18 protein-coding genes and 1 riboswitch are annotated in these 18035 nt (G+C 73.3%); of the genes, 7 read left to right on the top strand and 11 right to left on the bottom strand.

The annotated features are described in order from the left end of the window. Positions 1 to 1306 (bottom strand): metallophosphoesterase (locus tag V7E45_RS16665; protein WP_333774953.1); only part of this gene is annotated, 1306 nt, incomplete at its 3' end. Between the two features lie 16 nt (positions 1307 to 1322). After that, positions 1323 to 1562 (bottom strand): SCO4848 family membrane protein, encoded by a 240-nt coding sequence (locus tag V7E45_RS16660; protein ID WP_190012810.1) that lies wholly within the window; start codon positions 1560 to 1562, stop codon positions 1323 to 1325. A gap of 91 nt (positions 1563 to 1653) precedes the next feature. On the opposite strand from V7E45_RS16660, the gene V7E45_RS16655 reads away from it, so the two are divergent. Beyond that, positions 1654 to 2901, top strand: a complete 1248-nt coding sequence (locus V7E45_RS16655) for a D-alanyl-D-alanine carboxypeptidase family protein (protein ID WP_333774952.1) — start codon at positions 1654 to 1656, stop codon at positions 2899 to 2901. Here the strand turns inward: V7E45_RS16655 and V7E45_RS16650 are convergent. Next, on the bottom strand, positions 2849 to 3766 hold the full coding sequence (locus V7E45_RS16650; protein WP_333774951.1) for a YihY/virulence factor BrkB family protein: 918 nt from the start codon (positions 3764 to 3766) through the stop codon (positions 2849 to 2851). The two genes, V7E45_RS16655 and V7E45_RS16650, sit on opposite strands and share 53 nt — an antisense overlap. Before the next feature lie 85 nt (positions 3767 to 3851). On the opposite strand from V7E45_RS16650, the gene V7E45_RS16645 reads away from it, so the two are divergent. Beyond that, a complete protein-coding gene (locus V7E45_RS16645; RefSeq protein WP_333774950.1) occupies positions 3852 to 4586 on the top strand; it encodes a decaprenylphospho-beta-D-erythro-pentofuranosid-2-ulose 2-reductase in 735 nt (244 codons plus the stop codon). A 71-nt stretch (positions 4587 to 4657) separates the two neighbouring features. On the opposite strand, the gene V7E45_RS16640 is transcribed toward V7E45_RS16645, so the two are convergent. The 3 genes from V7E45_RS16640 to V7E45_RS16630 form a co-directional block, all read right to left on the bottom strand. After that, a complete protein-coding gene (locus tag V7E45_RS16640) occupies positions 4658 to 5233 on the bottom strand; it encodes a 2'-5' RNA ligase family protein (protein WP_333774949.1) in 576 nt (191 codons plus the stop codon). Positions 5234 to 5402: 169 nt separating this feature from the next. Further along, complete coding sequence (trpS, locus tag V7E45_RS16635) at positions 5403 to 6428, bottom strand: tryptophan--tRNA ligase (protein ID WP_443056069.1); 1026 nt, start codon at positions 6426 to 6428, stop codon at positions 5403 to 5405. A 116-nt stretch (positions 6429 to 6544) separates the two neighbouring features. After that, positions 6545 to 7996 carry a glycine hydroxymethyltransferase gene (locus V7E45_RS16630; protein ID WP_333774947.1) on the bottom strand — a complete coding sequence of 484 codons (1452 nt, stop codon included), beginning with the start codon at positions 7994 to 7996 and terminating at the stop codon, positions 6545 to 6547. 33 nt (positions 7997 to 8029) lie between these two features. Beyond that, positions 8030 to 8119: riboswitch (ZMP/ZTP riboswitch) on the bottom strand. 104 nt (positions 8120 to 8223) lie between these two features. Between V7E45_RS16630 and rocD the strand changes: the two genes are divergently transcribed. After that, the gene (rocD, locus tag V7E45_RS16625; protein ID WP_333774946.1) at positions 8224 to 9435 is read left to right on the top strand and encodes an ornithine--oxo-acid transaminase; all 1212 of its coding nucleotides are present in this window, start codon (positions 8224 to 8226) and stop codon (positions 9433 to 9435) included. A 38-nt stretch (positions 9436 to 9473) separates the two neighbouring features. On the opposite strand, the gene V7E45_RS16620 is transcribed toward rocD, so the two are convergent. Then, the gene (locus V7E45_RS16620) at positions 9474 to 10658 is read right to left on the bottom strand and encodes a glutathionylspermidine synthase family protein (protein WP_333774945.1); all 1185 of its coding nucleotides are present in this window, start codon (positions 10656 to 10658) and stop codon (positions 9474 to 9476) included. Between the two features lie 13 nt (positions 10659 to 10671). Further along, positions 10672 to 11022, bottom strand: coding sequence for a hypothetical protein (locus V7E45_RS16615; protein WP_333774944.1), 351 nt, complete (start codon positions 11020 to 11022; stop codon positions 10672 to 10674). A gap of 120 nt (positions 11023 to 11142) precedes the next feature. On the opposite strand from V7E45_RS16615, the gene V7E45_RS16610 reads away from it, so the two are divergent. Continuing rightward, the gene (locus V7E45_RS16610; protein ID WP_333774955.1) at positions 11143 to 11994 is read left to right on the top strand and encodes a DMT family transporter; all 852 of its coding nucleotides are present in this window, start codon (positions 11143 to 11145) and stop codon (positions 11992 to 11994) included. 13 nt (positions 11995 to 12007) lie between these two features. Here V7E45_RS16610 and pdxR read toward each other — a convergent pair whose 3' ends face one another. Further along, on the bottom strand, positions 12008 to 13432 hold the full coding sequence (gene pdxR / locus V7E45_RS16605; RefSeq protein ID WP_333774943.1) for a MocR-like pyridoxine biosynthesis transcription factor PdxR: 1425 nt from the start codon (positions 13430 to 13432) through the stop codon (positions 12008 to 12010). Between the two features lie 46 nt (positions 13433 to 13478). On the opposite strand from pdxR, the gene V7E45_RS16600 reads away from it, so the two are divergent. The 3 genes from V7E45_RS16600 to V7E45_RS16590 are packed head-to-tail and all read left to right on the top strand — an operon-like array spanning position 13479 to position 15150. Further along, positions 13479 to 13976: a carboxymuconolactone decarboxylase family protein gene (locus V7E45_RS16600; protein WP_333774942.1), complete on the top strand. Its 498-nt coding sequence runs from the start codon at positions 13479 to 13481 to the stop codon at positions 13974 to 13976. After that, entirely contained in the window at positions 13973 to 14416 is a 444-nt protein-coding gene (locus V7E45_RS16595) for a carboxymuconolactone decarboxylase family protein (protein ID WP_333774941.1), read from the top strand. The genes V7E45_RS16600 and V7E45_RS16595 overlap by 4 nt, the downstream gene beginning before the upstream one ends. Before the next feature lie 11 nt (positions 14417 to 14427). Then, positions 14428 to 15150, top strand: a complete 723-nt coding sequence (locus V7E45_RS16590; protein ID WP_333774954.1) for an isocitrate lyase/PEP mutase family protein — start codon at positions 14428 to 14430, stop codon at positions 15148 to 15150. A 6-nt stretch (positions 15151 to 15156) separates the two neighbouring features. On the opposite strand, the gene V7E45_RS16585 is transcribed toward V7E45_RS16590, so the two are convergent. Both V7E45_RS16585 and V7E45_RS16580 read right to left on the bottom strand, forming a co-directional pair. After that, positions 15157 to 16116, bottom strand: a complete 960-nt coding sequence (locus tag V7E45_RS16585; RefSeq protein ID WP_333774940.1) for an ABC transporter substrate-binding protein — start codon at positions 16114 to 16116, stop codon at positions 15157 to 15159. Between the two features lies 1 nt (position 16117). Continuing rightward, the coding region (locus V7E45_RS16580; protein WP_333774939.1) for an ABC transporter permease at positions 16118 to 18035 on the bottom strand (1918 nt) is incomplete at its 5' end.

The raw sequence follows: 18035 nt of genomic DNA, 5'->3' as shown, positions 1-18035 counted from the left end.
GCGTGGGCGGCCCCCAGGCCCCCGCGCCCCTGCTGACGTACAGCTGGGTGTCGCCGTAGCGTTCGAGGCCGGCCACGGTGGGGTTGGCGGCGGCCGCGACGAGGTTCCCGGGCCAGAGCTGGCCGCCGTGGGTGTGGCCGGAGAGCTGGAGGTCGACGCCGTACCGGACGGCCTCGTGGATCTGCACCGGCTGGTGGGCGAGGAGCACGCACGCGCGTGCCCGGTCCCGGTCGCCCAACGCCCTGCCGAAATCGGGGCCCTGACCCTCGCTCTCGCCCTGGAGGTCGTTCACCCCGGCCAGGTCGAAGTGGGGCAGTTCGGTGCGGGCGTTCTCCAGCGGGTGCAGGCCGAGGGTGCGCACCTCGGCCACCCACTGCTCGGCGCCGGAGAAGTACTCGTGGTTGCCGGTGACGAAGTAGGCGCCGTGCCGCGCGGTGAGCCCGGCCAGAGGCGCGGCGGCCGGGCCGAGGTCCTTCACGCTGCCGTCCACCAGGTCGCCGACGACCGCGATCAGGTCCGGCTGGGTGGCGTTGACCGTGTCGACGACCCGCTGCGCGAAGGAGCGCCCGAGGACCGGGCCGAGGTGGATGTCGCTGACGACCGCGATCCGGAAGCCGTGCGCGGCACGCGGCAGTCGGGCCAGCGGTACGGTGACGCGCTTGACCCGCGGCCCGCGCAGCACCCCGTAGGTGCCCTGGCCGACGGTCCCGACGGCGGCGGCCGCGGCGGCCCCGCCGACCACCCGGGAGACGAACAGACGCCGGGACGGCGCGGGCGCCGCCCGCTCCGGCACGCGCGACTCTGCCGGCTCGCGCGACTCTGCCGGCTCGTACGGGGCTTCCGGCTCGTACGGCGGTTCCGGCTCGCGCGGGGGTTCCGGTCGGCGCGCCCGCTCCGGAACGGGTGAGGGCGCGGGCGCGCCCGGCCGGGGCCCTTGGGCCGCTACGGTCTCCGGCGCGGGAACGGGCGTCGCCCCGGGCGCCGCCCGGCGGGCCGGGAGCCGCCGCAGCAGGGGCCGTACGGCCTCTCCGGCCACCACCGCGAGCAGCAGGTACAGCGCCAGCGCCATCCACAGGAAACCGGGCCAGGCCAGGGTGCGCTGGAGCCAGAAGGGGGCCCCCGAGCGTTCGGCGACCAGGGCCGTGATCATCAGCAGCGGTCCCGCGACGAAGACCGCGGTGCCCGCACGGCGGGCGGGGCCCGGGCCGCGGGTGGTGTCGCGCACCAGGCGGCGCCACACGTACCAGTGCCCCAGCACCAGGACGGCGAGCGCGGCCAGGGCGGCGAGGACGAAGACGACGATCACGCCGGTGTGTCCCCCGCTATGAGGTGCGGCGCAGTGCGCGCAGTCCGCGCAACCCGATGACCCCGATGACCGTCCCCAATACGAAGGAGACGACGGCCAGCAGCAGATGCACCCAGAAGTAGGCGGTCGGGTGACCGTCGTCGAAGGCGAGTCCGCTGCCGTCCTTGACCAGGTTCTTGACGAAAGTGACCCAGATGACCCAGCTCCACACCCCGAAGGCGAGCAGGAACCAGGAGACCGGGCGGCTGAGCTTCATACGGACAGTATCGCCGTCCGCGGTCCGGTTCCGTGTCCGGGGTGGGGTGCGAGGCGCGACTTCGCGGCCGGTGACCGGTACGTTTCCCACCGTGCCCGCAACCGAGAAGGCCGTCAGGCGAGCCCTGCCGGTCACCACCGCCGCGCTGCTGTCCCTCTCCGTCACCGCTCCCGCCGCCTTCGCCGCCCCGACCCCTTCGACCGGCCCCACGGCCACGCCCCCGGCCCAGATGTCGCAGGTCGGTGGCGCCCGGCTGGGACAGCCCGGGACCCAGGTCGACCTCGCCGCCGGTGCGCCGGTGCTCCCCGAGGGCCTCACCGCCCGTTCCTGGATCGTCTCCGACGCCGAGTCCGGCGAGGTCCTGGCCGCGCACAACGCGCACTGGCGGCTGCCCCCGGCGAGCACCCTGAAGATGCTGTTCGCGGACACCGTGCTGCCGAGGTTCCCGAAGGGGACCGAGCACAAGGTGGTGCCGTCCGACCTCGCGGGCATGGGCGTCGGCTCCAGCGTGGTCGGGATAAAGGAGGGCCACAGCTACACCGTGCACGACCTGTGGCTCGGGGTGTTCCTGCGCTCGGGCAACGACGCCGTGCACGTGCTGGCGGCGATGAACGGCGGTGTCCGGCGGACCGTCCGGGACATGCAGGACCACGCCGACGAACTCCAGGCCCTGGACACGCACGTGGTCAGCCCGGACGGCTACGACGAGCCGGCGCAGGTGTCGTCGGCGTACGACCTGTCGCTGTTCGCCCGCTCCGGGCTGCAGAAGAAGGACTTCCGCGACTACTGCTCGACGGTGAGCGCGACGTTCGGCTCCGCCGAGATCCGCAACACCAACCGGCTGCTGAGCGGCGACGCCGATGTGCCCGTCTACCAGGGCATCGCCGGGGTGAAGAACGGCAACACCACCCACGCGGGCGCCACCTTCACCGGGGTCGCCGAACGGGGCGGCAAGGTGCTGCTGGTCACCGTGATGAACCCGCAGAAGCGCGAGCACAACGAGGTCTACAAGGAGACCGCGAAACTGTTCGACTGGGGCTTCCAGGCCGCCGGCAAGGTCCGGCCGGTGGGCGTCCTCGTCCCGCCGAGGAGCGCCGCGGCGGCCACCGCGGAGCCGTCCGCCCGGCCGGCCGCGACCGCGGCGGCCGGGCAGGCGCAGGGCACCGGCGGCCCGGACGCCAAGCCGGTGGCGAGCGCCGCCGCCGGCAACCGCTCCGGCGGCGTCGGCACCGCCCTGGGCATCGCCGGCGGGCTGCTGGTGCTGCTCGGCGCCGCGGTGTACCTGGTCAACCGCCGTTGGCCGCTGCCGGATCTGATGCGCCGCCGGCCCCGGCCGTGACGCTCTCCACCTCGATCTCCTTGCTCTGCGTCGCCGTCCAGGCGGCGCAGAACAGGACCAGTTTCGCGGTGAAGTTGATCCACACCAGCAGGGCCACGGGGACCCCGAACGCGCCGTACATGCTCTTCGCGGCGACTCCCTGGATGTAGCCGCTGAGCAGCAGCTTCAGCAGCTCGAAGCCGACCGCGCCGGTCAGCGCGGCCACCACGAGGCGGCGGCGCGGGGGTTCGGCGCCGGGCAGCAGGGTCAGGACGTAGAGCAGCAGCAGGAAGTCGGCGAGCACGGCGACGGCGAACGCGACGACGCGCAGCAGCACGCTGCTCCAGCTCATCCGGTCGATGCCGAGCTGGTCGGTGATCCAGCCCACCAACGCCGAGGCCACGGTGGAGATGGCGAGCGTGGCGACGACGGCTCCGCCCAGACCGAGCAGGATGCCCGCGTCCTTGAGCCTGGCCACGAACGGGTTCTGCTCGTCGTCGGGCAGGTCCCACACCACGCGCAGGCAGTCGCGCACCTGGCCGACCCAGTTGATGCCGGTGAACAGCAGCACGGCACCGGCGATGACGCCGACCGTACCGGCGTTCTGCACCAGGGAGTTGATGTCCAGCTGGTCGGCGAGGCCGGGGATCTGCTGGGCGATCTTGTTCTGCACGTTCTTCTGCTGCGACTCGCTGAGGGTGGCCGCGGCGATCGCGCCGCCCAGGGTCAGCAGCGGGAACAGGGCCACGAAGCTGACGAAGGTCATGGCGGCGGCCAGCCGGGTCCACTTCACCCGGTCCAGCCGCTCGAACGACCGCCAGGCGTGCGTGAGCGTGAGCCGCGTGACGATCGGCCCGACGCCGGGAAGCCTCTTCAGCCAGTCCATGATCGGACTCTGCCCGCTGCACGTGTGCGTGAACACCGCGTTTCTTCAGCAAGACGGACATATGAGGGCGATACGGTCGGCTGTCATGAAGGATGCGAACGAGCTGCCCCAGTCCCTGCTCGTCCTCGGCGGCACATCGGAGATCGCGCTGGCCACCGCGCGCCGTCTGATCGCCCGCCGCACCCGTACCGTCTGGCTGGCCGGCCGCCCCTCGCCCGCCCTGGAGGAGGCCGCCGGGCGGCTGCGCGCCCTGGGCGCCGACGTCCGCACCGTCGCCTTCGACGCCCTCGACCCCGAGTCCCACGAGCCGGTCCTCGACAAGGTGTTCGCCGAGGGGCGCATCGACATGGTGCTGCTCGCGTTCGGTGTCCTCGGCGACCAGGCCCACGACGAACGCGACCACCTGCGCGCGGTCCGGGTCGCGCAGACCAACTACACCGGCGCCGTCTCGGCCGGCCTGGTCGCCGGCCGCGCCCTGCAGACCCAGGGCCACGGCTCGCTGGTCGTGCTCTCCTCGGTCGCCGGGGAACGGGCCCGCCGCGCCGACTTCATCTACGGCTCCAGCAAGGCGGGCCTGGACGCCTTCGCCCAGGGTCTCGGCGACGCCCTGTACGGCACCGGCGTGCGCGTGATGGTCGTGCGCCCCGGACCGCTGCGCGCCGGGGGGCCGCTCACCACGACCCCGGAGGAGGTGGCCACGGCGATCGAGCTGGGCCTGCGCAGGCGCTCGGAGGTGGTGTGGGTGCCGGGATCGCTCCGGGTGGTGATGTCCGCGCTGCGGCACGCGCCGCGGTCCCTGTTCCGGCGCCTGCCGCTCTAGGACCTGCCGCGCTCGGGCCCGTTGTGAAAGTGACCTCGCCGCACGGCAGAGGACCACTTTCGCCACCGGCCCTAGCTCACGGGGCTGCGGCCCACTCCGCGCAGTGGCTGCGGCGGCACCATGGACCCGCCGAAGGTGAACTCGCGCAGCTTGCGCCACACGGCGTCGGGGCCCTGCTCGTAGAGCGCGAACCCGGTGCACGACCACTCGGCCTCGAAGCCGGCCAGCTCCGCGAAGGCGCGGTCCATCGCCGCCTCGTCGATGCCGTGGGCGACCGTGACGTGCGGGTGGTACGGGAACAGCAGTTCGCGCGCCATGGGCCCGGAGGAGTCACGGACCCGCTGCTGGAGCCAGGCGCAGGAATCGGCGCCCTGGACGACGCGGACGTAGACGACCGGCGACAGCGGCCGGAAGGTGCCGGTCCCGGACAGCCGCATCGGGAACGGGCGGCCGGCCGCGGCGACCCCGGTGAGGTGCGCGTCCACCGCCGCCAGGTCCGCCGCGTCCACCTCGGTCGGCGGCAGCAGGGTGACGTGCGTGGGGATGCCGTGAGCCGCGGCGTCGCCGAAGCCCGCGCGCCGCTCCTGGAGCAGGCTGCCGTGAGGCTCCGGGACCGCGATCGAGACGCCGATCGTTACGGTCCCCACGTCGTCTCCTGTCGTCGTGTGCTGTCTGTCGGCCGTCGTCGTACGGGCCGTCGGATATCGACTGTACGACCACGGATGTCCTGTCGGCAGGCGCAGCGGAAGTGATGTGCAGCGCTCCGCCCGCCCGGGCGTGCGAACGGTCGTGCGCCCCGGCGCCGGTCCGTGCCCCTCAGTGCTTCGCAGGCAGGAAGCCGACGCGCTCGTAGGCCTGCGCGAGCGTCTCCGCGGCCACGGCACGCGCCTTCTCCGCGCCCTTGGCCAGCACCGAGTCGAGCGTCTCGGGGTCGTCCAGGTACTGCTGGGTGCGCTCCCGGAACGGCGACACGAAGTCGACCATGACGTCGGCGAGGTCCGTCTTGAGCGCGCCGTACATCTTGCCCTCGTAGTCCGCCTCCAGTTCCTCGACCGACCGGCCGGTGAGCGTGGAGTAGATGGTGAGCAGGTTCGACACGCCCGGCTTGTTCTCCACGTCGTAGCGGATCACGGTGTCGGTGTCGGTGACGGCGCTCTTGACCTTCTTGGCGGTGGTCTTCGGCTCGTCGAGCAGGTTGATCAGGCCCTTCGGCGTGGACGCCGACTTGCTCATCTTGATCGACGGGTCCTGGAGGTCGTAGATCTTCGCCGTCTCCTTGAGGATGTACGGCTTCGGGATGGTGAAGGTGTCCCCGTAGCGGCCGTTGAACCGCACGGCGAGGTCGCGGGTCAGCTCGACGTGCTGGCGCTGGTCCTCGCCGACCGGCACCTCGTTGGCCTGGTACAACAGGATGTCGGCGACCTGGAGGATCGGGTACGTGAAGAGGCCGACGGAGGCGCGGTCGGCGCCCTGCTTGGCGGACTTGTCCTTGAACTGGGTCATCCGGCTGGCCTCGCCGAAGCCGGTGAGGCAGTTCATGATCCAGGCGAGCTGGGCGTGCTCGGGCACATGGCTCTGGACGAAGAGGGTGCAGCGGTCCGGGTCGAGACCGGCGGCCAGCAGCTGCGCGGCGGCCAGGCGGGTGTTGGCCCGCAGATCGGCCGGGTCCTGCGGGACCGTGATCGCGTGCAGGTCGACGACCATGTAGAACGCGTCGTGGGACTCCTGGAGGGCCACCCACTGGCGGACGGCGCCCAGGTAATTGCCGAGGTGGAACGAGCCTGCCGTGGGCTGGATTCCGGAGAGCACGCGGGGTCGGTCAGCAGAAGCCATGCTGCCCATTCTCTCATCGGCTGAGGGCGGCATCGGCCCCTGAGGTGGGTGAGGTTTCGGGGCGCGGGGGACCGCGGGCCGTCCGTGGTCGCCCGCGCGGTTCCCCGCGCCCCTCACGGGGCCCTTCAGCCCAGGTCGACCTCGGGGTACAGCGGGAAGCCGGCCACCAGGTCCGTCGCCCGCCCGGCGATCTCCTCGGACACCTTCGCGTCCAGGACGTGGGCGGCCTTCGACGGGGCGCCCGACTTGGTGGTGCCCGCCTCGGTGGTGGTCAGCACGCGGTCGATCAGGCCCGCCACCTCGTCCATCTCCGCGGTGCCCAGGCCCCGGGTGGTGAGCGCGGGCGTGCCGACGCGGATGCCGGAGGTGTACCAGGCGCCGTTCGGGTCGGCCGGGATCGCGTTGCGGTTGGTGACGATGCCCGAGTCGAGCAGGGCGGCCTCGGCCTGGCGGCCGGTGAGGCCGTAGGAGCCGGCCACGTCGATCAGGTTGAGGTGGTTGTCCGTGCCGCCGGTGACCAGGGTGGCGCCGCGGCGCATCAGGCCCTCGGCGAGCGCGCGGGAGTTGTCGACGATGCGCTGGGCGTAGTCCTGGAAGGCGGGCTGCCGGGCCTCGGCGAGGGCGACGGCCTTGGCGGCCATCACGTGCGGGAGCGGGCCGCCGAGCACCATCGGGCAGCCGCGGTCGACCTGGTCCTTCAGGGAGTCGTCGCACAGCACCATGCCGCCGCGCGGGCCGCGCAGCGACTTGTGGGTGGTCGTGGTGACGATCTGGGCGTGCGGGACCGGGTCGAAGTCTCCGGTGAGGACCTTGCCCGCGACCAGGCCGGCGAAGTGGGCCATGTCGACCATGAGGGTCGCGCCGACCTCGTCGGCGATCTCGCGCATGATCCGGAAGTTCACCAGGCGCGGGTAGGCGGAGTAGCCCGCGACGATGATCAGCGGCTTGAACTCGCGCGCCTGGGCCCGCAGCGCCTCGTAGTCGATGAGACCGGTGGCCGGGTCCGTGCCGTAGGAGCGCTGGTCGAACATCTTGCCCGAGATGTTCGGGCGGAAGCCGTGGGTGAGGTGGCCGCCCGCGTCCAGGGACATGCCGAGCATCCGCTGGTTGCCGAAGGCCCGGCGCAGCTCGGCCCAGTCGGCCTCGGTCAGGTCGTTGACCTGACGGACGCCGGTCTTCTCCAGGAACGGGACCTCGACGCGGTCGGCGAGGACGGCCCAGAAGGCGACGAGGTTGGCGTCGATGCCGGAGTGCGGCTGGACGTAGGCGTGGCGGGCGCCGAACAGCGCCTTGGCGTGCTCGGCGGCCAGCGACTCCACCGTGTCGACGTTGCGGCAGCCGGCGTAGAAGCGGCGGCCGACGGTGCCCTCGGCGTACTTGTCGCTGAACCAGTTGCCCATGGCCAGCAGGGTCGCCGGGGAGGCGTAGTTCTCCGAGGCGATCAGCTTGAGCATCTCGCGCTGGTCGGCCACCTCCTGGCCGATGGCGTCGGCGACGGCCGGCTCCACCGCGCGGATGACGTCGAGGGCCGCGCGGAAGGCGGTGGACTCGGTGGAGAGGGGCTGCTGCTCTGGCATGGGGACCTCCGGACGGCGTGCGTTTCGGCGTTCACGTTCGGCCCAGGCGCACGGCACTGATTTCCCGCTGGACCGCTCCCCGATGGTCCGTCCCATCCCAGCGCGCCAGTCACGGCCCGCTGATCAGCCTACCGGGCGCGCCACGACGGGGAGGTGCGGCGTCCACCATGCGAGCGACGACGGGAACGACGATAGGAAGGGGGCCACCCTTCGACCCGGGAGAGGCCGTGACCGCTACCGAAGACCTCATCGCCGCCGCCGACGCGCACAGCGCGCCCACCTACAGTCCGCTGCCCGTCGTCGTGGCCTCGGCGGAGGGGGCGTGGATGACGGACGTGGAGGGGCGGCGGTACCTGGACCTGCTGGCCGGCTACTCGGCGCTCAACTTCGGGCACACCAACCGCCGCCTGGTCGAGGCGGCCAGGCGGCAGCTGGAGCGGGTGACGCTGACCTCGCGCGCCTTCCACCACGACCGCTACGCCGCGTTCTGCGCGGAGCTGGCCGAGCTGTGCGGCATGGAGATGGTGCTGCCGGTGAACACCGGCGTCGAGGCGGTGGAGAGCGCCGTGAAGACCGCCCGGAAGTGGGGCTATCGGGTGAAGGGGGTGCCCGCCGGGATGGCGAAGATCGTGGTCGCGGGCGGCAACTTCCACGGGCGTACGACGACCGTCATCAGCTTCTCCACCGACCCCGAGGCCCGTGCGGACTTCGGGCCGTACACGCCGGGCTTCGAGATCGTGCCGTACGGCGACCTGACGGCGATGAGGTCGGCGCTCAGCGAGAACACCGTCGCCGTGCTGCTGGAGCCGGTCCAGGGCGAGTCCGGGGTGATCGTGCCGCCGGCCGGCTACCTGCCGGGGGTGCGCGAGCTGACCCGCGAGCGGAACGTGCTGTTCATCGCCGACGAGGTGCAGTCGGGGCTGGGCCGGACCGGGCGGACCTTCGCGTGCGAGCACGAAGGGGTCGAGCCGGACGCGTACGTGCTGGGCAAGGCGCTGGGCGGCGGGATCGTGCCGGTGTCGGCGGTGGTGTCGAGCGCGGAGGTGCTGGGGGTGTTCCGGCCGGGCGAGCACGGGTCGACGTTCGGCGGGAACCCGCTGGCCTGCGCGGTGGCGCTGGAGGTGATCGCGATGCTGCGCTCCGGCGAGTTCCAGGCGCGGGCGGCCGCGCTGGGCGAGCGGATGCACCGGCGGCTGGCCGGGCTGCGCGGCACGGGCGGGGTGACGGCGGTGCGCGGGCGCGGGCTGTGGGCGGGCGTGGACGTCGACCCGCGGCTCGGCACAGGCCGGGAGGTGTCGGAGCGGCTGATGGACCGGGGTGTGCTGGTGAAGGACACCCACGGGTCGACCGTCCGGCTCGCCCCGCCGCTGGTCATCGGCGAGCAGGACCTGGACTGGGGGCTCGACCAGCTCGCGGCCGTGCTCGAAGACGCGGGCTGACGGGCTCCGGGCGAAGGGCTCCGGCTGTCGTGCTCCGGCTAGAGGATCACGTGCGGCACGAAGCGGGCGTACTCGTCGGTGATCAGCCCCGAGGACTCGCGGATGCCGAGGCCGGCCGGCTCGTCGCGGACGACCCAGGCGCCGAGGACGACGTGGTTGCCGTCGAAGGCGGGCAGCGGGGCGAGCCCCTGGTAGCAGCAGGACTCCTCGCGGGTGGCGGCCGCGGTGCCCGGTGCGTGCACGGTGACGCCCGCGCCCTCGCGGCCCAGCAGGGGCTTGGCGACCCAGCCGGTCGACGCGGCCAGCTCGCGGGGGCCGTCCAGGTAGGCGGGGAGCAGGTTCGGGTGGCCGGGGTACAGCTCCCAGAGGATCGCCAGGAGGGCCTTGTTGCTCAGGAGCATCTTCCAGGCGGGTTCGATCCACAGGGTGCTGCCCGTGCCGCCGCCGTTGTCCAGGGTGTCCAGGACGTGCCGGGCGAAGAGGTCGGTGGTGAGCCACTCCCACGGGTAGAGCTTGAAGACGCTGCGGATGAAGCGGAGCCCGTTGTCCACGAAGCGGCCGGAGAGGGTGTCCCAGCCGATCTCCTCCATGGAGATCCAGTCGGTGGCGAGCCCGGCCTGTTCGGCGGTCTCCTTGAGGTAGGCGACCGTCATCAGGTCCTCGCCCAGCTCGTCGGCGCTGGAGTGCGCGAAGTGCAGCGGGCTGCCCGGCGGCAGCAGCGCGGCCTGCTCGCGCCAGGCGTCGACGAGCCGTTCGTGCAGGGAGTTCCACTGGTCGGCGCCGGGAAAGCGCTCCTCCATCCAGAACCACTGCGGTGAGGCGGCCTCGACCAGGGAGGTGGGCGTGTCGGCGTTGTACTCCAGCAGTTTCGCCGGGCCGGTGCCGTCGTAGCGGAGGTCGAAGCGGCCGTAGAGGGAGGGGAGTTCGGCGCGGCGCCGCCATGCCTCGGTGACGGCCTCGGCGACGCGCGGATCGGTGATGCCGAGGTCGGGGAGGCGGCCTTCGGCCACGATGTGCCCGGCGGCTGCGAGGCACATGCGGTGCAGTTCCGCGACGGTCTCCTCCAGCGCCTCCACCTCGTCCAGGGTGAAGACGTAGTAGGCGCTCTCGTCCCAGTAGGGGCGCAGCGAGCCGTCGGGGTGACGGGTCAGGGGGTAGACGAGCCCCTGTGCCTCGACGGTCTGCTGCCAGCCGGGGCGGGGCGTGGTCGTACGGCGTTCCATGCGGCGGTCCGGCTCAGCCGCCGGAGCCGCCGTGGCCGCCGCCGAAGCCGCCGCGGTGGACGCCGCCGCCGGAGGAGCCGCCCGAACCCTTGGCGGGCTTGGTGAAGGAGCCGCCGCCGGCCCAGGAGCCCTTCTTCTTGCCGCCGTAGTACCAGCCCGCGTTCACCGAGGACTTGGCGGTCTTGCAGTTCTGGTCCGAGACGACCTTGTAGCCCTTGCCCAGCCGGTAGCTGTCGCGGTCGACGCAGCGCTTGTCCGGTTCGGACGAGCAGGCGGTCAGGGCGGCGGCGAGCAGGCCCATTCCGCCGAGGACGACCGTGGTGGAGCGGAGTTGCCCGCGGATCTCCGGGCGGGTGCGCGCCATCGTGGTGTCTCCCCCGTTCGCTGCCTGTGTGCGGCGGTCAGCTTAGAGACCGGTGAGAGCCGGGGCCCGCGCGGGGGTGCGGGTCGTGCCCTCCCTTAGAGTCGCTTCGTGCTCTTTGGAATGGTGTGCGCCCTGGCCGCGGCTCTCTGCTTCGGCACGGCGACCGTGCTGCAGGCGATCGCCGCCCGGGAGGCCGGGACGGGTGGGGGCGGCGAGGCGGCCCTGCTGCTGCGGGCGCTGCGGCAGTGGCGGTACCTGGCCGGGCTGGCGCTGGACGGGCTGGGCTTCCTGTTCCAGATCGCGGCCCTGCGGTCCCTGCCGATCTACGCGGTCAGCGCGGCCCTCGCGTCGAGTCTCGCGGTCACGGCGGTGGTCGCGGCACGGCTGCTGCGGGTGCGGCTGAGCCGCACGGAGTGGGGCGCGGTGGGCGTGGTGTGCGCCGGTCTGGCGATGCTGGGGCTGGCCTCCGGGCCGGAGGGCGGGCAGCAGGGGTCGGCGGCCCTGGAGTGGGCGATGCTCGCGACGGCCGTGGGCATGCTGGTGCTCGCGCTGCTGGGCGGGCGGCTCTCCGGGCGGCTGCGGGCCCTGGTGCTGGGGCTGGGGGCCGGTCTCGGGTTCGGGGTGGTGGAGGTGTCGGTCCGCCTGATCGACTCGCTGCGACCGGCCGACCTGGTCGCCGACCCCGCGGTCTACGCCCTGCTGACCGGGGGCGCCGCCGCGTTCATCCTGCTGACGTCGGCCCTCCAGCGCGGCTCGGTGACGACGGCCACGGCCGGCATGGTCATCGGCGAGACGATCGGCCCGGCCGCGGTGGGCGTCGTCTGGCTCGGCGACCGCACCCGCGAGGGCCTGGCGTGGCTGGCGGTACTGGGGTTCGCGGTGGCGGTGGCGGGCGCACTGGCCCTGGCCCGCTTCGGCGAGGCACCGCCCCCGGCGACGGAGGACGACCGGGAGGCGGCGTCCGCCCGCTGAGTGCGGCCGGCCCTCACGGCAGTACCCGGCACAGCGCCTCCAGGGCTCCCGTCCAGGCGCTGTCGGGCGGGGTGGCGTAGCCGACGACCAGGGCGTCCAGGGGGACCGTGGGGGCCTGGTCGTGGCGGTGGAAGGCCAGGCCGTGCAGGGCCAGGCCCTGCCAGGTGGCGGCCTGGACGACCGACTGCTCGGTGCCGGGCGGCAGGCGCAGCACGGCGTGCAGGCCGGCCGCGATCCCGGTGACCCGGACCTCGGGCGCGCGGCCCGCGACGGCGGCGGCGAGGGCGTCCCGGCGGCGCCGGTAGCGCAGCCGGGCGGAGCGCACATGGCGGTCGTAGGCGCCGGAGGCGATGAACTCGGCCAGGGTCAGCTGGTCGAGCACCCCGCAGGTGTCGATGGCGCCCTTGGCGGCGATCACCTCCTCCAGCAGGGACGGCGGCAGCACCATCCAGCCCAGGCGCAGCCCTGGGGCGAGGGACTTGCTGGCGGTGCCGAGGTAGACGACCCGGTCGGGGGCGAGGCCCTGGAGGGCGCCGACGGGCTGGCGGTCGTAGCGGAACTCGCCGTCGTAGTCGTCCTCCAGGACCGGCCCGCCGGTCCGGCGCGCCCACTCCACGACAGCGGCCCGCCGGTCGGGGTGCAGGGGGGTGCCCATCGGGAACTGGTGGGCGGGGGTGACCAGAACCGCACCCTCGCCGCCCAACGCGCCGGTGTCGGTGCCCAGTTCGTCGTACGGCAGCGCGCGGGTGGTGAGGCCCGCGTCCCGCAGCAGCCCCCAGTGGGCGTCGAGGCCGTACGACTCCACCGCCACCGTCCGCGCGCCGCGGGCCCGCAGCACGGTGCCGAGCAGGCGCAGGGCGTGCGAGAACCCGGCGGTGATCACGACAGCCTCGGGATCGGTGCGCACGCCCCGGGCGCGGGCGAGGTAGCCGGCGAGGGCGGTGCGCAGTTCGGTCCTGCCGCGCGGGTCGCCGTAGCCGAGGGCGTCGAAGGGCGCGGTGGCCAGGGCGCGGCGGGCGGCCCTGAGCCACTCGGCGCGCGGGAAGGCGGCGAGGTCCGGGGTGCCGGGGACGAGGTCGTAGGCGGGTCCGCCCGGCTCGCGGCGCCGGTGCGGCACCCCGTCAGCGGACGGCGACGGAGCCCTCCCGCGCGGCCCGGAAGGCGTGGCGGGCACCCCTGTCGCGACCCTGGTCCCGGAGCCCTGGCGGGCGGTGAGCCAGCCCTCGGCGACCAGGTCGGCGTAGGCATCGGCGACGGTGTTGCGGGCCAGGCCCAGGTCGGCGGCGAGGCTGCGGGAGGACGGCAGCCGGGTGCCGGGGGCGAGGCGGCCGGTGCGCACGGCGTCCCGCAGCGCGTCGGTGAGCCCCCTGCGCAGCCCGCTGGAACCGGCCGGTTCCAGGTGCAGGTCGACTCCCAGAGTGGCCCATGAATCCGCCATGGAAATGGACCATACTCCTGGGCTTCCCGGCTCCTAGGGTCGAACCATGACCACCGCACAGGAAACCGTCGAGTACGCCACCGAACACGCCCCCAGGCTGGCCTGGGCCGAACACGCGCCCGAGGTCTACAAGGCGATGATCCGCCTGGACGCGGCCGCCAGGCGGGGTCTGGACCCCACGCTGTACGAGCTGGTGAAGATCCGCGCCTCGCAGCTCAACCACTGCGCCTTCTGCCTGGACATGCACTCCAAGGACGCGCTCGCGGCCGGCGAGAGCGTGGAGCGGATCGTGCAGCTCGGCGCATGGGAGGAGTCGCGGCACTTCTACACGGAGAAGGAGCTGGCCGCCCTCGAACTGACCGAGGCCGTCACCGTCCTGACCGACGGATTCGTGCCGGACGAGGTGTACGAGCGGGCCGCCCGGCACTTCGAGGAGGCCGAGCTGGCGCAGCTGATCGCCGCGCTCGCGGTGATCAACGCGTGGAACCGGTTCGGGGTGACCACCCGGATGGTGCCGGGCCACTACCGGCCGGGGCACAAGTGAGCCGGACGCAGACGCTGGACCGCGACGTCGGGCGGGCCATGTCGGCGCTGAGCGCGGCCGCCGAGCGGGGCCTCGGCGACCCGGCCCTGGCCGAACTGGTCATGATCCGCGCCTCCCAGCTCAACCACTGCGCCTTCTGCCTGGACATGCACCTGCGGGTGGCCCGGGAGAACGGCGAATCCGACGACCGGATCGCGCTGCTCGGCGCCTGGGAGGAGGCCGGGGACCGCTACAGCGAGCGGGAGCGGGCGGCGCTGGCACTGACCGAGGCGGTCACCGTGCTGACGGACCGGTTCGTGCCCGACGAGGTGTACGACACCGCGGCCAAACACTTCGACCAGGGCGAACTGGCCCATCTCATCGGGCTGGTCGCCGTCATCAACGGCTGGAACCGCCTGATGGTCAGCCGCCGCGTCCCACCGGGAGGGTACCGGCCATGAGCGCACCCGCCATGGACAAGGCGGACCTGTTCCGCACGCTGCACCGGGGGCGCCCGCACGGCGAGCCGCTGGTGCTGCCCGGCCCCTGGGACGCGGCCGCCGCCCGGGTGTTCGCCGAGGCCGGGTTCCCCGCGCTGGCCACGCCCAGCGCCGGGATCGCCGCCTCCCTCGGGTACGAGGACGGCGAGACCCCCGCCGACGAGATGTTCGCCGCGGTCGCCCGGATCGCCCGGGCCGTGGACGTGCCGGTGTCGGCGGACGTCGAGGGCGGCTACGGGCTCGCCCCGAAGGAGCTGGTGGAGCGGCTGCTGGAGGCCGGGGCCGTGGGGTGCAACCTGGAGGACTCCGGTCCCGGGGGTGTCCTGCGTGACCCGCACCGGCACGCCGACTACCTGGCCGGCGTGCGCTCGGCCGCCGCCGACCGGCTGTTCGTCAACGCCCGCGTCGACACCTTCGTGCACGGCGACGGCGATCCCGAACGGGCCATCGAGCGGGCCGCGGCGTACGTGGCGGCGGGTGCGGACTGCGTGTACCCGATCCTCGCGCCGGTCGACGTGCTGCCCCTGCTGCGGTCCGGCATCGCGGGCCCGCTCAACATGCTGGCCCGGGCGGACGGCGGCGGCCCCTCGCCCGCCGTGCTCGGCGAACTAGGGGCCACTCGCGTCACGTTCGGGCCGGGTCTCCAGCGGCTGAACGCGGCCGCGCTGCGCGAGATCGCCGCCGGCCTGCGCTGAGCCGGCTCAGGACAGCCACCGCTTCCACACCGAGGGGTGGCTGTCCACCCACTTGCGCGCCGCCTCCTGCGGCGACAGCTTCTGGTCGGCGATCATCAGGGAGACCTCGTTCTGGTCCTGCGTGGTCCACCTGAACCTCTTCAGGAAGGCCGCCGCGCTGCCGCCGGACTTCGCGAACCCGGCGTTGAGGTACTTCTGCAGCGGGGTGTGCGGGTAGGCACAGGCCACCTTGGCCGCGTCCGCGTCACAGCCCTCCTTGTACGGCGGCAGCTTCACCTCCGTCATGGGGACCTTCTTGAACAGCCACTGCGGCGAGTACCAGTACGTCAGGAAGGGCTTCTTCTCCTTGGCGAACTGCTTCATCTGGGTGATCTGCGCCGCCTCGGAGCCGGCGAAGACGACCTGGTAGTCCAGCTTCAGGTTCTTCACCAGCGCCTTGTCGTTGGTGACGTAGGACGGGGAGCCGTCCATCAGCTGGCCCTTGCCGCCGCTCTCCGCGGTGCGGAACAGCGAGGCGTACTTGTCCAGGTTCTTCCAGTCGGTGATGTCCGGGTGCTGCTTGACGAGGTACGTCGGCACGAACCAGCCGATGTGCCCGGTGACACCGAGGGCGCCACCGCGCGTGATCGTCCGCTTGTCGGTGACGTACCGCTTCTCCTGGTCCGGGTGGCCCCAGTCCTCCAGGATCGCGTCGACGCGGCCCTGGCTGAGCGCGTCCCAGGCGGGCACCTCGTCCACCTGGACGGTGTCGACGCGGTAGCCGAGCTTGTGTTCGAGCAGGTACTGGGCGACGGCCACGTTGGACTGGGCGCCCACCCACGACTGCACGGACAGGGTCACGGACTTCGCACCCCGGGCGTTCGCGAACGGCGAGGCCTGCTTGGTCATGTCGGCGGCGCCGCAGCCGGTGAGCAGCGCCAGCGCGGACACGCCGGCGGTCACCGTGAGGGTCGTACGGAATCGCATGTCAGGCTCCCTTCCTCGGCCGGCGTCCGGTCGGCTGGGTGACCCGGTCGAGCATCAGGCCGAGGCAGACGATGGCGGCTCCGGCGACCAGGCCGGTCGCCAGGTCGCCCTGGGCGAGGCCGAAGGCCACGTCGTAGCCGAGGGCGCCGCCGCCGACCAGGCCGCCGATGATGACGACGGCGAGGACCAGGACCACGCCCTGGTTGACGGCGAGCAGCAGCGACCGCCTGGCGAGCGGCAGTTGCACCTGCCAGAGCTGTTGGCGGCCGGTGGCGCCGAGCGAGCGCGCGGACTCCAGGGCGGCGGCGTCGACCTGGCGCAGGCCCTGGGTGGTGATCCGGACGACGGCCGGCAGGGCGTAGACGACGGCCGCGGCGACGGCGGGGGCGCGGCCCACGCCGAACAGGGCGACGACCGGGATCAGGTACACGAACTGCGGCATGGTCTGGAAGACGTCGAGCACCGGGCGCAGGACCCGTTCGACGCGGTCGCTGCGGGCGGCGGCGATGCCGGTCGCGAAGCCGAGGACGAGGGTGACGGCGACGGCCGCGAGCACCTGCGAGAGCGTGTCGAGGGAGGGCTGCCACACGCCGAGGACACCGATGGCGGCCATGGCGAGCACCGCGGTCAGGGCGGTGCGCCAGGTCCCGATCAGCCAGGCCGCCGCGGCGACCAGCAGCAGTACCGCCCACCAGGGCAGCCACTGCAGGCCGCCGCGTACGGGGTCCAGGACCCAGGTGGTGAAGTGGCCGGCCCAGTCCGCGGTGCCGCCGACGACGGGCACGCCGGAGTAGAGGTGGGCGGTCATCCAGTCGACGGCGCGGTTGACCGGCTCGGCGATGGCCAGGGTCCAGGAGGAGGGCCAGTCCAGGCGGCCGAGCAGCCGGCCGCCCACGGCGACGGCGACGGTGACGGCGAGGGCGTAGGGCAGGCCGATGGTGCGCGAGCGGGTGGTGCCGTCGCCGGCCGCCGCGGTGACGCGGTCCAGCACGACGGCGAGCAGCACGATCGGGATACCGGCCGCTAGGGCCGCGCCCACGTCGACGGAGGCGAGTGCCTGGTAGACGCGGTCGCCGAGGCCGCCGGCGCCGATCACGGAGGCGATGACGGCCATGGACAGCGCCATCATGATGGTCTGGTTGAGACCGAGCAGCAGTTCCTTGCGGGCCAGCGGGATGCGGGCGGTGAGCAGCCGCTGCGGGCCGGTGGCGCCGAGCGAATCCACGGCCTCCAGGACCTCGGGGTCGGCTCCGCGCAGGCCGAGCGTTGTCAGACGGGCCATCGGCGGGGCGGCGTACACGACGGTGGCGAGCACGGCCGCGGGGACGCCGATGCCGAAGACCAGGACGACGGGGAGGAGGTACGCGAACGCCGGCAGCACCTGCATGGTGTCCAGCACCGGACGCAGGGCGCGGTCCAGGCGGTCGGAGAGGCCGGCGCCCAGGCCGAGCAGGGCGCCGACGACCACGGAGACGAGCACGGCGACGACCATCAGCGCGAGCGTCTGCATGGTGGGCACCCACATGCCGAGCGCTCCGCAGGCCAGGAAGGCGGCGGCGGTGCCCGCGGCCAGGCGGACCCCGGCGACACGCCAGGCGACCAGGGCGGTGAAGGCGGTGACGCCCATCCAGCCCGCGGCGAGCAGGGTCAGGTAGACGCCGCGCACGGAGAGCACGACCGCGTTGCTGATGTAGCCGAAGAAGTACAGGAACAGCGGGTGGCTGTCGCGGTTGTCGATCACCCAGTCGCTGGCGCCGGCGAGCGGCTTGGACAGGTCGACGGTCAGCGCGTGCGGCCAGGCGCCGCTCCCCCAGCGGCTGTGCAGCAGGGGTACGGCGACGGCGGCGACGACGGCCAGCACGAGCAGCTTGGCGGCGGCGCGGTGTCTGAGCAGACCGGGCAGGGCCGGGCGGGAGGCG

The organism is Streptomyces sp. IBSBF 3136, from assembly GCF_036815105.1.
GTDB lineage: Bacteria > Actinomycetota > Actinomycetes > Streptomycetales > Streptomycetaceae > Streptomyces.
The sequence above is the reverse complement of the archived record's forward strand: the minus strand, read 5'-3'. Positions and strand labels throughout refer to the sequence as shown.

Excerpts from the sequence above, each read along its gene's own strand:
- V7E45_RS16645 (WP_333774950.1), top strand. The coding sequence starts at position 3,852 with ATGAAGGATGCGAACGAGCTGCCCCAGTCCCTGCTCGTCCTCGGCGGC.
- V7E45_RS16650 (WP_333774951.1), bottom strand. The coding sequence starts at position 3,766 with ATGGACTGGCTGAAGAGGCTTCCCGGCGTCGGGCCGATCGTCACGCGG.
- V7E45_RS16610 (WP_333774955.1), top strand. The coding sequence starts at position 11,143 with ATGGTGTGCGCCCTGGCCGCGGCTCTCTGCTTCGGCACGGCGACCGTG.
- V7E45_RS16660 (WP_190012810.1), bottom strand. The coding sequence starts at position 1,562 with ATGAAGCTCAGCCGCCCGGTCTCCTGGTTCCTGCTCGCCTTCGGGGTG.
- V7E45_RS16615 (WP_333774944.1), bottom strand. The coding sequence starts at position 11,022 with ATGGCGCGCACCCGCCCGGAGATCCGCGGGCAACTCCGCTCCACCACG.
- trpS (WP_443056069.1), bottom strand. The coding sequence starts at position 6,428 with ATGGGCAGCATGGCTTCTGCTGACCGACCCCGCGTGCTCTCCGGAATC.
- pdxR (WP_333774943.1), bottom strand. The coding sequence starts at position 13,432 with ATGGCGGATTCATGGGCCACTCTGGGAGTCGACCTGCACCTGGAACCG.
- V7E45_RS16620 (WP_333774945.1), bottom strand. The coding sequence starts at position 10,658 with ATGGAACGCCGTACGACCACGCCCCGCCCCGGCTGGCAGCAGACCGTC.
- V7E45_RS16590 (WP_333774954.1), top strand. The coding sequence starts at position 14,428 with ATGGACAAGGCGGACCTGTTCCGCACGCTGCACCGGGGGCGCCCGCAC.
- V7E45_RS16585 (WP_333774940.1), bottom strand. The coding sequence starts at position 16,116 with ATGCGATTCCGTACGACCCTCACGGTGACCGCCGGCGTGTCCGCGCTG.
- V7E45_RS16600 (WP_333774942.1), top strand. The coding sequence starts at position 13,479 with ATGACCACCGCACAGGAAACCGTCGAGTACGCCACCGAACACGCCCCC.
- V7E45_RS16630 (WP_333774947.1), bottom strand. The coding sequence starts at position 7,996 with ATGCCAGAGCAGCAGCCCCTCTCCACCGAGTCCACCGCCTTCCGCGCG.